Source organism: Sinomonas atrocyanea (genome assembly GCF_001577305.1).
In the GTDB taxonomy this organism is placed as follows: Bacteria; Actinomycetota; Actinomycetes; order Actinomycetales; family Micrococcaceae; genus Sinomonas; species Sinomonas atrocyanea.
Genome location: NZ_CP014518.1, coordinates 1 through 12,575, shown reverse-complemented (window position 1 = coordinate 12,575; position 12,575 = coordinate 1). Strand labels below are relative to the sequence as shown.

The 12,575-nt window shown below is 69.7% G+C and carries 9 protein-coding genes and 2 tRNA genes; all 11 read right to left on the bottom strand.

Going from position 1 to position 12,575, the window contains the following annotated elements; translation table 11 throughout:
- Positions 1-297 precede the first annotated feature (297 nt).
- Positions 298-370, bottom strand: a tRNA-Ala gene (locus tag SA2016_RS00050).
- A 16-nt stretch (positions 371-386) separates the two neighbouring features.
- Entirely contained in the window at positions 387-506 is a 120-nt protein-coding gene (locus tag SA2016_RS21935; RefSeq protein WP_218030583.1) for a DLW-39 family protein, read from the bottom strand.
- A gap of 34 nt (positions 507-540) precedes the next feature.
- Positions 541-614: transfer RNA gene (locus SA2016_RS00045), tRNA-Ile, on the bottom strand.
- 63 nt (positions 615-677) lie between these two features.
- The gene (locus SA2016_RS00040; protein ID WP_084249186.1) at positions 678-1,310 is read right to left on the bottom strand and encodes a DUF3566 domain-containing protein; all 633 of its coding nucleotides are present in this window, start codon (positions 1,308-1,310) and stop codon (positions 678-680) included.
- On the bottom strand, positions 1,307-3,967 hold the full coding sequence (gyrA, locus tag SA2016_RS00035; RefSeq protein WP_066494078.1) for a DNA gyrase subunit A: 2,661 nt from the start codon (positions 3,965-3,967) through the stop codon (positions 1,307-1,309). Before gyrA ends, SA2016_RS00040 begins: the two co-directional genes overlap by 4 nt.
- 34 nt (positions 3,968-4,001) lie before the next feature.
- Positions 4,002-6,092, bottom strand: coding sequence for a DNA topoisomerase (ATP-hydrolyzing) subunit B (gyrB, locus tag SA2016_RS00030; RefSeq protein WP_066494076.1), 2,091 nt, complete (start codon positions 6,090-6,092; stop codon positions 4,002-4,004).
- Positions 6,093-6,315: 223 nt separating this feature from the next.
- Positions 6,316-6,867, bottom strand: coding sequence for a DciA family protein (locus tag SA2016_RS00025; RefSeq protein ID WP_066494073.1), 552 nt, complete (start codon positions 6,865-6,867; stop codon positions 6,316-6,318).
- On the bottom strand, positions 6,860-8,149 hold the full coding sequence (recF, locus tag SA2016_RS00020; RefSeq protein WP_066494072.1) for a DNA replication/repair protein RecF: 1,290 nt from the start codon (positions 8,147-8,149) through the stop codon (positions 6,860-6,862). Before recF ends, SA2016_RS00025 begins: the two co-directional genes overlap by 8 nt.
- 19 nt (positions 8,150-8,168) lie before the next feature.
- Complete coding sequence (gene gnd / locus SA2016_RS00015; protein WP_066494071.1) at positions 8,169-9,053, bottom strand: phosphogluconate dehydrogenase (NAD(+)-dependent, decarboxylating); 885 nt, start codon at positions 9,051-9,053, stop codon at positions 8,169-8,171.
- A gap of 59 nt (positions 9,054-9,112) precedes the next feature.
- Positions 9,113-10,237 (bottom strand): DNA polymerase III subunit beta, encoded by a 1,125-nt coding sequence (gene dnaN / locus SA2016_RS00010; RefSeq protein WP_066494070.1) that lies wholly within the window; start codon positions 10,235-10,237, stop codon positions 9,113-9,115.
- Positions 10,238-10,756: 519 nt separating this feature from the next.
- Entirely contained in the window at positions 10,757-12,181 is a 1,425-nt protein-coding gene (dnaA, locus tag SA2016_RS00005; protein ID WP_066494069.1) for a chromosomal replication initiator protein DnaA, read from the bottom strand.
- Between the last annotated feature and the right edge of the window lie 394 nt (positions 12,182-12,575).

The window sequence follows — 12,575 nt, the reverse complement described above, 5'->3', positions numbered from 1 at the left end:
GGGCAGCCCCGCCAGACAGATCCCCCCGTCGCGCGCGGGAGATCGCCAGGGGCTACCCGGGCGGCCGCGCTCGCCCGTGTCGCCGTGAGCTTCTGCGCCGGATACCGGGTCTACGGCGGCCGGACCCGTGCGCACTTGGGGGAGCAGAGCGGGCACCGGCGACGCATCCGGGATGGCCGGTCCTTGACTCGGCGTCGGCATCCGCCCCGCGTCCCCAGCGGCGAAATCCGCGTCAGGCCGGGGAAAACAAGGAAGCCAGGCGTTCAGAACGCCTGGCTTCCTCTATTCAACTCACGGTGGAGGCAAGGGGACTCGAACCCCTAACCCCCTGCTTGCAAAGCAGGTGCGCTACCAATTGCGCCATGCCCCCGTGTTCCTGGAACGGGCTACTCGACCGTGTCCGTCGAGCCGCTCCAGATGTCCTTCTGGGCCTCGGACTCCTTGGCCTTCCGATACAGGAAGGCACCCGCAAGAGCGGCGACTGCGATCGCAATCAGTCTCTTCACGGGCACCTCCACATGGTCCGGACACAAGGATCCGTGGGCGTACCAGGACTTGAACCTGGGACCTCTTCGTTATCAGCGAAGCGCTCTAACCGCCTGAGCTATACGCCCTCACGTGGCCCTCGGGCCGAGATATGACTCTACAGCACACCTCGGCCCGCGGCCAAATCCCGGTCAGTCGTCGGTGAGGGTCACTCCGACGCCGCCCACGAGGGTCGCCGAGATGTTGTACAGCACGGCCGTGAGCATCGACAGCGCGGTCAGGAGCACCACGTTGACCACGGCGATGATGGTCGCAAAGGAGGCCACCTGGCCGAGGGAGGCGATCTTCTTCAGGTCCAGGGAGCCGCCGCTCTCCGAGCCGCCGATCTCGCCGAGGAGGCCGTTGATCTTGTCGAAGATGCCGGTGACGTCGAGGACCATCCACAGCACGATCGAGGCGACGACCGTGACGATGCCGAGGGCCACTGAGAGCAGGAACGACATCTTGAGCACGGACCAGGTGTCGACCTTGCTCACGATCAGCCGCGCACGGCGCTGCTTGGCCTTCGGCGCCGGCCGGACGAGGCCCGCCTGGCCGGGTCGCTGGCCCTGGGGGCCGGGGCGCTGGCCAGGACCGACCGGCCGCTGGGTGGCGGCACGCTGCGCGGCCGCCGCGGTGAGCGGACGCTCCGCAGGCCGGGCTCCCGGCCGCTGGCCCGCGGAGTTCGCCGACTGGGGCGGCACCGTGGGACGCTGCGGCGGCCGCGCCGGCGACGCGGCCTGCGGATAGCCCCCGGACGACGGCGTGTTCTCGGGCGTGCTCACTCGTTACCTCCCGGAGTCTGGTCAGAGTCTGGGGACAACGTTACGGCATGAGCCTCCACCGCTGCCTCCTCCTGGGGGCCAGGGGCAGCTTCGGGAGCGCCCTCGGCGCCCTCCTCCGCGTCGGCTCCGTCGACCCCGAGCGACCGTTCGCTGTTCTTGGCGACGGCGATGATGCGGTCGCCCTTGTCCGGCTTGGCGAAGATGACGCCCATGGTGTCGCGCCCGGTCGCCGGGACCCCGGCCACCGAGGAACGGACCACGCGGCCGCCACCCATGACCACGAGCACCTCGTCCTCATCGGTGACGATGAGGGCGCCCATGAGGTGCCCCCGGCCCTCGGCATACTTGCCGACCTTGATGCCGAGGCCGCCGCGGCCCTGGCGGCGGTATTCCTCGACGCTGGTCTTCTTCGCGTAGCCGGCCTCGGTGACGATGAAGACGTACGAGCCCTCGGCCACGACGTCGGCGGCGAGGAGTTCGTCGTCGTCACGGAACTTCATGCCCGTCACGCCGCTGGTGGCCCGGCCCATGGGGCGCAGGGCATCGTCGTCTGCCGTGAAGCGCACGGACTGGCCGTGCCGGGAGACGAGCATGAGGTCGTCGTCCTCGGAGACGATCTGCGCCGAGACGAGCTCGTCGCCGTCGCGAAGGTTGATCGCGATGACGCCGGCCGAGCGGTTGGTGTCGTAGTCCTCGAGGCGGGTCTTCTTCACGAGGCCCGCCTTGGTCGCGAGGACCAGGTAGGGCGCCTGCTGGTAGTCCCGCAGGTCCAGGACCTGGGCGATCCGCTCGTCGGGCTGGAAGGCGAGCAGGTTCGCCACGTGTTGGCCCTTCGCGTCCCGGCCGCCCTCGGCGAGCTCGTAGGCCTTGGCCCGGTACACGCGGCCGAGGTTGGTGAAGAACAGGAGCCAGTGGTGGGTCGTCGTGACGAAGAAGTGCTCCACGACGTCGTCGCCGCGCAGCTGCGCGCCCCGGACGCCCTTGCCGCCGCGGTGCTGCTGGCGGTACTGGTCGCTGCGGGTGCGCTTGACGTAGCCGCCGCGGGTGATGGTGACGACCATCTCCTCCTCGGGGATGAGGTCCTCGACGCTCATGTCCCCGTCGAAGCCCGCGAGGATGCGCGTGCGGCGGTCGTCGCCGTGCTTCTCGACGATCCCGGTGAGCTCCTCCGAGATGATCTGCCGCTGGCGGGCCGGGTCGGCCAGGATCGCGTTGTACTCGGCGATCAGGGCCTCGAGCTCGTCGTTGCGGTCCTGGATCTTCTGCCGCTCGAGGGCGGCGAGGCGGCGCAGCTGCATGTCGAGGATCGCGCGGGCCTGGATCTCGTCGATGTCGAGGAGCTCCATGAGCCCGTCACGGGCCTGCTCGACCGTGGGGGAGCGGCGGATGAGGGCGATGACCTCGTCGAGCATGTCCAGCGCCTTGAGCAGGCCGCGGAGGATGTGGATCTCCTCCTCGGCCTTGCGCAGCCGGAACCGCGTGCGCCGGACGATCACGTCGATCTGGTGGGTGACCCAGTGCCGCACGAACGCGTCGAGCGAGAGGGTGCGCGGGACGCCGTCGACGATTGCGAGCATGTTCGCCGCGAAGTTGTCCTGCAGCTGGGTGTGCTTGTAGAGGTTGTTCAGGACGACCTTGGCCACGGCGTCGCGCTTCAGCACGATCACGAGGCGCTGGCCGGTGCGGCCGGAGGTCTCGTCGCGGAGGTCCGCGATGCCGGAGATCTTGCCGTCCTTGACGAGCTCGGCGATCTTCATCGCGAGGTTGTCCGGGTTCGCCATGTAGGGCAGCTCGGTGACCACGAGGCACGTGCGGCCCTGGATCTCCTCGACGTTGACCACGGCGCGCATGGTGATGGAGCCGCGACCGGTCCGGTAGGCGTCCTCGATCCCGCGGCGGCCGAGGATGGTCGCCCCGGTCGGGAAGTCCGGGCCCTTGATGCGCACCAGGAGCGCCTCGAGGAGCTCCTCCCGGGTTGCCTCCGGGTTCTGCAGGTACCACTGCACCCCGTCGGCGACCTCGCGCAGGTTGTGCGGCGGGATGTTCGTAGCCATGCCGACGGCGATGCCGGAGGAGCCGTTGACCAGCAGGTTCGGGAACCGCGCCGGCAGGACCGTGGGCTCCTGGTTCTTGCCGTCGTAGTTGTCCTGGAAGTCGACGGTCTCCTCATCGATGTCCCGGACCATTTCCATGGCCAGCTGGGCCATCTTGGTCTCGGTGTACCGCGGTGCGGCGGCGCCGTCGTTGCCGGGGGAGCCGAAGTTGCCCTGCCCGAGCGCGAGCGGGTAGCGCATCACCCAGTCCTGGATGAGGCGCACGAGGGCGTCGTAGATCGCCATGTCGCCGTGCGGGTGGTACGTGCCCATGACGTCGCCGACCACGCGGGCGCACTTGTTGAAGGCCCGGTCGGGCCGGTAGCCGCCGTCGAACATCGCGTACAGCACGCGGCGGTGGACGGGCTTGAGCCCGTCGCGGACGTCCGGCAGCGCCCGGCCCACGATCACGGCCATCGCGTAGTCGAGGTAGGACCGCTGCATCTCCGTCTGGAGGTCGACCTGCTCGACGCGGTCGCCTTCGGCGGGGCCCTCGGGCACGAAGGCCGTCGGGTCGGTTCCCGGCGTGCCCGCGGTGGGGTCCTCGGGAGTCTCGTCGCTCAAAGATTCTCTCCTCTAATTGCTTTCCGACCCGAGATCAGATGTCCAGGAAGCGGACGTCCTTGGCGTTCTGCTGGATGAAGTGGCGGCGGGACTCGACGTCGTCGCCCATCAGCACGGAGAACGTCTGGTCCGCGGCCGCGGCGTCCTCCATCGTCACCTGCAGGAGCGTGCGCCGGTCCGGGTCCATCGTGGTGTCCCACAGCTCGGTGTAGTCCATCTCGCCGAGGCCCTTGTAGCGCTGGATCCCGTTCTCCTTGGGCAGCCGCTGGCCGTTGGCCAAGCCCGCCCGGATCGCCTCGTCCCGCTCGCGGTCGCTGAACACGTAGTCGTGCGCGTGGTTAGACCACTTGATGCGGTAGAGCGGCGGCTGCGCGAGGTACACGTAGCCGTTCTCGATGAGCGGGCGCATGTACCGGAACAGCAGCGTCAGCAGCAGCGTGGTGATGTGCTGGCCGTCCACGTCGGCATCGGCCATGAGCACGATCTTGTGGTAGCGCAGCTTGGCGATGTCGAAGTCCTCGCCGATCCCCGAGCCGAACGCGGTGATCATCGACTGGACCTCGGCGTTGCCGAGCGCCTTGTCCAGGCGCGCGCGCTCCACGTTGAGGATCTTGCCGCGCAGGGGCAGGATCGCCTGGGTCTCGGGGTTGCGGCCGCGCTTGGCGGAGCCGCCGGCCGAGTCGCCCTCCACGATGTAGACCTCGCAGCGCGAGGGGTCCTTGCTCGAGCAGTCCGAGAGCTTGCCGGGCATCCCGAAGGACTCGAGGGGGCTCTTGCGGCGCGCGTTGTCGCGGGCCTTCCGCGCAGCCATGCGGGCCTGGGACGCCTGGATGGCCTTGCGAATCACGTCCTTGGCGGGACCGGGGTTGCGCTCGAGCCAGTCGCCGAGCTGGTCGGTGACGACGCGCTGGACGAAGCCCTTGGCCTCGGAGTTGCCGAGCTTGGTCTTGGTCTGGCCCTCGAACTGCGGCTCGGCGAGCTTGATGCTGACGACGGCGGTGAGGCCCTCGCGCACGTCCTCGCCGCTGAGGTTGTCGTCCTTGTCCCTGAGGATGCCCTTCTCACGCGCGTAGCGGTTGACGAGCGAGGTCATCGCCGCGCGGAAGCCCTCCTCGTGCGTGCCGCCCTCGTGGGTGTTGATGGTGTTCGCGTACGTGTGCACCGACTCCGCGTAGGCGGTGGTCCACTGCATCGCGACTTCGAGGGCCATCTTCCGCTCGTGGTCCACACTGTCGAACGCGATGACCTCCTCGTGCACGACCTCGATCTTCTTCGAGGAGTTGAGGTGCTTGACGTAGTCGAGGAGTCCGTCGTCGTACTTGTAGTCGACCACGCGGCGGGTGGGGGTGGAGGCCGCCTCCTCGGCGGGGATCCCCGCCTCGGCGCCCTCGCCGGCAACCTCGCTCTCCTCCTCCTCGCCGCGGCGCTCGTCCGTGAGGGTGATGCGCAGGCCCTTGTTGAGGAAGGCCATCTGCTGGAAGCGGGCGCGGAGGGTCTCGAAGTCGAACTCGGTGCTCTCGAAGATCGCCGGGTCCGGGTAGAAGGTCTGGGTCGTGCCGGTCTCGTCCGTCGCCTCGCCCTCGACGAGCCCGCCGACCGGCTGGCCGCCGTCGCGGAACGACATGCGCCAGGCGCGGCCCTGCCGCTTGACCTCGGTGTCGACGCGGGTCGAGAGCGCGTTGACCACGGAGATGCCGACGCCGTGGAGGCCGCCCGAGACGCTGTAGCCGCCGCCGCCGAACTTGCCGCCGGCGTGCAGGATGGTCATGACGACCTCGACCGTGGGCTTGCCCTCGGTGGGGTGGATGTCGACCGGGATGCCGCGGCCGTTGTCCTCGACGCGCACGCCGCCGTCGTCCTGGAGCGTGACCTTGATGTGGTCGCAGTACCCGGCCAGCGCCTCGTCGACCGAGTTGTCCACGACCTCGTAGACGAGGTGGTGGAGGCCGCGGGGTCCGGTGGAGCCGATGTACATGCCGGGGCGCTTGCGGACGGCCTCGAGGCCCTCGAGCACGGTGATGCTGCTCGCCCCGTATTCCCGGGGCTCGGGGCTGGATCCGGAGGGCTGTGACGCGTCCTGCTGCCCACTGGGCTGGTGCTCGTTCTGCTGGGTGTTTGGGTCCACTGGACTCTCGTCAGCCACAGGCGTTCTCGACCCCTCTTCCGTTCGGCAGGCTTAACGTGTCAATTCTACCGGTTCCCCCGCGCGGGGGCCGCCAACGCACCGGCGATTGCCTCTGGGAGGGGCGCAAACGGCTCAAGGCGACTCGCGGCGGCCGCCGTCCAAGGGGGATGTGGGTCCGGGGCTGCCGGGCGTCCCACGCGCCGTCCACGGGATCCGGCCTTCCTCACCCGTAGGTGTCCCGCGGTCCGCGGCCGCGGACGTGCCGCGGGCCCTTCCGCCAGCTCGGCGCCGAAGGCCCCAGCACGTGGATCCGGGTGACGATCCCGTCGCCGAGCTCGCGGCGGAAGCGGTCCATGAGGCTCGGGGCCAGGAGCCTGAGCTGGGTGGCCCAGGCGGTGGAATCGCAGCGGACGCGCAGCTCCGTGCCCTCGAAGCTCTCCGGGGTGCAGTGGGCCGAGATCTCCGGGCCCACGAGTTCGGCCCAGCGGGACATGACCGACCCGACGGACACGGGGGAGTTCCAGCCGCGCTCGGCGACCATGCGGCTGACCACGCTGCCGAGGCCCTGCGGGTCCCGCCCGCTGTAGCCGGCCGCTGGCCGCTGCCGGGTGCGGGGCCGGGGCGCGTTGGGATCGGCCACGAGCGGACCGGTGGCGCGGACGCGGACCTCGCCGCGCGCCTCGGCGGCCCGGCGCACCCGGTTGAGGGCCGCGCGCGCGGCGTCGATGCCGTCGGGGACCGCGTCGGGGACCCCGGCGTCCTTGTCCTCAGCCATCCTCGTGCTCCGGGAGTGCGGCGTCCCCGTCCTCGACGGCGCCGGGAGACACGCGGATCCGCCGGCCGCCCAGCTCGGGCGGGATGTCGGCGTCGACCGCGGCCGTGACGAGGACCTGCTCCGCCTTGGCCACGATCGCGGCGAGCCGGGCGCGCCGCGTGGCGTCGAGCTCGGCGAACACGTCGTCGAGGATGAGGATGGGCTCGTCGCCGGGCACCGCCGAGTCGTCGAGCATCACGTAGTAGGAGGCGAGCCGGAGCGCGAGCGCGAACGACCAGGTCTCGCCGTGCGAGGCGAACCCCTTCGCCGGGGCCTCGCCGAGGAACAGCTCGAGGTCGTCGCGGTGCGGTCCCACGAGCGTCAGGCCCCGCTCGAGCTCCCGCGGGCGCGCCGCCGCGAGGGCGGCGAGGAAGCGCTCGGCAATCTCGTCGGCCCCGAGGCCCGCGAGGCCGGGGGAGCCGGCCGCCGCCGCGGGTTCCCCGACGGACGACGGCGGGGGGCCGGCGTCGTCCGCATCCTCTTCCGCGTCGGGGACGCCTCCCTCGACGCTCGAGCGGTAGACGGCGCGGGCGACCTTCGATCCGTCCGTGAGCTGGGCATAGGCGGCGTCGAGATGCGGGGCGAGGCGCGCGACGAGGGCGGCCCGCGCGGCCAGCAGGCGCGCCCCGGCCTGGGCGAGGTGGGTGTCCCACACGTCGAGCGTCGACTCGACGCTGGCCCCGCCCGAGGCGTCACGGGCGTCCGTGCCGCCTCCGCGGCGCGAGAACCGCGCGGACCGGGCGCTCTTCAGGAGCGCGTTGCGCTGCTTGAGCACGCGGTCGTAGTCCGCGCGGGTCCCCGCCAGGTGGGGCAGGAGCACGGTCAGGAGCTCGTCGAGGAACCTGCGCCGGGCCGAGGGGTCGCCCTTGACGAGCGCGAGGTCCTCTGGGGCGAACAGGACCGTGCGGGCAATCCCGAGCAGGTCCCGGGCGCGGATGGTGGCCCCGCGGTTGATCCGGCCGCGGTTCGCACGCCCGGGGTTGATCTCCAGCTCGAGCGCCGAGCGCTGCGTGCCGCGCACGAACGCGGCCCGGACAAGGGCGCGCTCCGCGCCGAACCGCACCAGCGGGGCATCGGAGCTGACGCGGTGGGAGCTGAGCGTCGAGAGCATCCCGAGCGCCTCCACGAGGTTGGTCTTGCCGACCCCGTTCTGGCCCACGAGGACCGTCGCACCCGGGCCCAGCTCGAGGTCGAGCTGGGCGTAGGAGCGGAAGTCGGTCAGGGAGAGGCGTTCGACGTACACCGGTCGGCGGAGCTCCGCTCTACTTCGCCGGGCGCGTCGCGTGCCCGCCGAACTGGTGGCGGAGGGCAGAGACCATCTTCATCGCGGGGGAGGAATCCTCGCGCGACTCGAAGCGCGCGAACAGCGCCGCGGTGATCGCGGGGGCCGGCACCGCGTTGGCGATCGCCTCCTCGACCGTCCAGCGGCCTTCGCCCGAGTCCTCGACGTAGTCGTCGATGTTGTCCAGGCCGGGATCCTCCTCGAGCGCCTTGACCAGGAGGTCGAGCAGCCACGAGCGCACCACCGTGCCCTTCTGCCACGCGCGGAACGTCCCGGGGAGGTCGGTGATGATGTCCTTCGCGGCCAGCAGCTGGTAGCCCTCGGCGTAGGACTGCATGAGTCCGTACTCGATGCCGTTGTGGACCATCTTGGCGTAGTGTCCCGCGCCCGTGCCGCCCACGTGGACGAAGCTGTCGGCCCGCTCGCCCTCCGGACGGAGCGCGTCGAAGACGGGCAGCGCCCGCTCCACGTCTGCTGCGTCCCCGCCGGCCATGAGGCCGTAGCCGTTCTCGAGTCCCCACACCCCGCCGGAGACCCCGCAGTCGACGAAGCGGATCCCCTTCTGCGCGAGCTGCTCGGCGTGGCGCTGGTCCTCGGTGAAGCGCGAGTTCCCGCCGTCGATCACGAGGTCGCCCTCGTCGAGCTTCTCCGCGAGGTCTGCGACGACCGCATCGGTGACAGCGCCGGAGGGCACCATGACCCACACGATGCGCGGGGCCGGCAGCGCGGCAACCAGCTCGTCCACGGAGGCTGCGTCCGAGACCTCCGGATTGCGGTCGTACCCGGTGACCTCGATGCCTGCGCGGCGCAGCCGCTCACGCATGTTGAAGCCCATCTTGCCGAGGCCGATGAGTCCGATGTGCATAGCCGGGTCTCCCTTCGTGGGGCTGTGGTCGTGTGGAGCGGCGGGATGCCGGACCCGGGTCAGTTCGGCAGGCGCACCGGCATGACGAGGTAGCGGTAGTCGACCTCGTCCTCGCCGTCGAGCTCCCGCTGGGCGGTGATCATGGCCGGCTTCGGGGCACTCGTGAACGAGAACCGCACAAACGGCGTCTCGATCACGGCAAGGCCCTCGATGAGGTAGTGCGGGTTGAACGCCACGGTGATCGCCTCGCCGTCGAGCTTCGCCTCGAGCTCCTCGGAGGCCTGGGCGTCCTCGCCTGTGCCCGCGTCGAGGGTCACGAGGCCGTCGGTGAACGCGAGGCGGACCGGGGTGTTGCGCTCGGCGACGAGCGAGACACGGCGCACGGCCTCCACCAGTTCCTGGGTGGCGACCACGGCGTGGATCGGGGTCGACTCGGGGAAGAGGGACCGGATCTTGGGATAGTCGCCGTCGACCAGGAGCGAGGTCGTGGTGCGGCCGCCGCTCTCGAAGCCGATCAGCCGCGAGTCGTCGTCTGCCAGGGCAAGGCTCAGCTCGCCGGAGCCGCCCAAGGTCTTGGCGACCTCGCTGAGGGTCTTCGCCTTCACCAGGGCGGCGGTGGAGGTGCCGGGGCTCGCGGGATTCCAGGGGATCTCGCGCATCGCAAGGCGGTAGCGGTCGGTGGCGAGCAGGGTGATGAGCTCGTTCTCGATCTCCATCCGCACGCCGGTGAGGATGGGCAGGGTGTCGTCCTTGCTCGCGGCGATCGTCACCTGGGCGACGCCCTTGGCGAACGTGTCGCCGGAGACGGAGCCGAGGATGGCCGGGAGCCCGGGAAGGGGCGGGTACTCGGCCTCGGGCATCGTGGCGAGGTGGAAGGAGCTGCGGCGGCACGTGAGGGTGACCTTGGTGCCGTCCGTCTCCACGTCCACGGGAGCGGCCGGGAGGCTGCGGCAGATGTCCGCGAGGAGTCGTCCGGAGACCAGGATGGTGCCCTCTTCGCGGATCTCGGCGGGGATCTCGAGGCGTGCCGACGTCTCGTAGTCGAAGCTGCTCAGGCTCACGACGCCGTCATGCGCCTTGAGCAGAAGACCGGCCAGGACGGGCACAGGGGGACGCGGAGAGAGCGAGCGGGCCGCCCAGCTCACGGCCTCGGTGAGGACATCCCGTTCGACTCGGAACTTCACGGACGCGTTCCGCCTTTCATCGCTGTCTCATTGGCCGCGGGGGCACACGTTCAGGGGTGCCGGCCGGATCCGGCCAGGGCCTCGGTTCGAGGCGGCGGACCCACAGCAAGCGTTGAGCACAGCTTAGCCCCATGGGCGCCGACGGGTTCAAGCCAGCGGCGTCGGTGCTGCCGGGCTTCCGGTCCGGGTCGGGTCGGGTGCCGTCCGGGCGGGGAAGGGCAACTGTTGGCTAACGAGTCTGAAGATTCTTGTAATTGGTGGTGTTAATAAGTGCTGTGGAAACTGTGGATAACCGCCTGTGGCCGCGGCCCGCCGCGGAACTGGGCTGTTCATCCGGTGTTGATCCGCCAGGGAGAGCCTGAGGGCGGACTGTGGATCCCCGGATTCGTGTCATTCGGGCTCTCCACAGCGGTCCTGGGGGTTTTAAGCCCATGAGGCCGGGATGTGCACTTAAGCATCCACAGGGTTGTCCACAGCCGCCTGTTAATAAGGCACGCGCGGGCGCGAGGCCCCTGCGGGCTAGAGTCCCCGCTGGGCCTGCTTGATCTTGTTCGTCAGCTCCGTCACCTGGTTGTAGATCGCGCGGCGCTCCGCCATCAGCTCGCGGATCTTGCGGTCGGCGTGGATGACCGTGGTGTGGTCGCGGCCGCCGAGCACCTGCCCGATCTTCGGCAGAGACATGTCCGTGAGCTCGCGGCACAGGTACATGGCGATCTGGCGGGCCGTCACGAGCGTGCGCGTGCGGGACTTGCTGTTGAGCTCCTCGACGGTGAGCTTGAAGTACGCCGCGGTCTCCGTGAGGATCTGCTCCGACGTGATCTCCAGTGCGGACTCGTCGGTGATGAGGTCCTTGAGCACCATCTCGGCCAAGGCCACGTCGACGGGCTGCTTGTTGAGGCTCGCGAACGCCGTCACGCGGATCAGGGCACCCTCGAGCTCGCGGATGTTCGCCGAGATGCGGGACGCGATGTACTCGAGCGCGTCATCCGGCGCGGAGAGGCCCTCGCTGTTGGCCTTCTTGCGGAGGATCGCAATACGCGTCTCGAGGTCCGGCGGCTGGATGTCCGTCAGGAGGCCCCACTCGAAGCGGGACTTCATCCGGTCCTCGAAGCCGTGCAGGGCCTTGGGTGGCTGGTCCGAGGTGATGACGACCTGCTTGTTGCTGTTGTGCAGGGCGTTGAACGTGTGGAAGAACTCCTCCATGGTTCCCGTGCGGCCGGCGAGGAACTGGATGTCGTCGATCAGGAGCAGGTCCACGTTCCGGTACGTGGTCTTGAAGCTCGTGCCCTCGTCGTCGCGGATGGAGTTGATGAAGTCGTTGGTGAACTCCTCCGAGTTCACGTACCGCACGCGGATGCCGTTGTAGAGGCGGCGTGCGTAGTGGCCGATCGCGTGCAGGAGGTGCGTCTTGCCGAGGCCCGAGTCGCCGTAGATGAACAGCGGGTTGTAGGCCTTGGCCGGAGCCTCGGCGACCGCGACGGCCGCCGCATGCGCGAAGCGGTTCGAGGCGCCGATCACGAAGGTGTCGAACACGTACTTGGGGTTGAGGCGGCTGACCTCCTGCGACGTGCTCGGCGGCGTCGGCGCGGGGCGCAGCTCCTCCCGGATGCTTTCGCGGATCTCGGGGCGCTTGACCGGCTCGAACGTCTCGGCCCGCACGGGCACGAGGTCGGTGTCGACGTCGATTGCGCACCGGATGTCCTCAGAGAAGACCGAACGGAGCGCGTCGTCGAGGGCGGACTTGACCTGCCCCTGCAGGACCTCGCGGGTGAGCTCATTGGGGACGGCGACGAGGAGGGTCGAGCCGATGAGCCCCTGGGCCTGGGCCAGCGAGACGAATCCGCGCTGGCGCGGCGAGACCCGGTCGTCCTCCTCGAGGAGGCGCACCACGCGGCGCCACGAACTGCCAAGGGTGTTGGCTTCGTTGGCTTCCTCTGGTCCCATGTGCTCCTCTACCTGCCTGCTTCGCTTCTCACGCCCTCGCTGCCCTCGCGTTCGTGACGCGACGATGACCGGGGGCGAACCGGACGCGGGCAGGGAGGCGTTTCATCCCCCCGTCAGTGCGCCCGCATCCTCTGAACCGCTTGTTTCATCCACAGGGATACCCACAGACGTGGAGGAGGGCACTGGGACAGCCTAGATGATGGGACAACCCAGAAGATAGCTGGCATCGGAGGCCCGAGGAATTACACTGGTGAAGTTCTCGGCGGGGGCCGCGCAGGGGCGCTGTCCACAGGCCTGTGAGTGGAGTTGGCCACAGCTGGGGACAACCTCATCACGGGGGGTCTTGGCCGCACGGGCGCGGCCAGGGACCCGCACGGCGAATTGACGCCGCCCC

Bases quoted from the DNA above. Each gene is read 5' to 3' on its own strand.
- SA2016_RS00025 (WP_066494073.1), bottom strand. From the start codon at position 6,867: ATGGCTGAGGACAAGGACGCCGGGGTCCCCGACGCGGTCCCCGACGGC.
- gnd (WP_066494071.1), bottom strand. From the start codon at position 9,053: ATGCACATCGGACTCATCGGCCTCGGCAAGATGGGCTTCAACATGCGT.
- dnaA (WP_066494069.1), bottom strand. From the start codon at position 12,181: ATGGGACCAGAGGAAGCCAACGAAGCCAACACCCTTGGCAGTTCGTGG.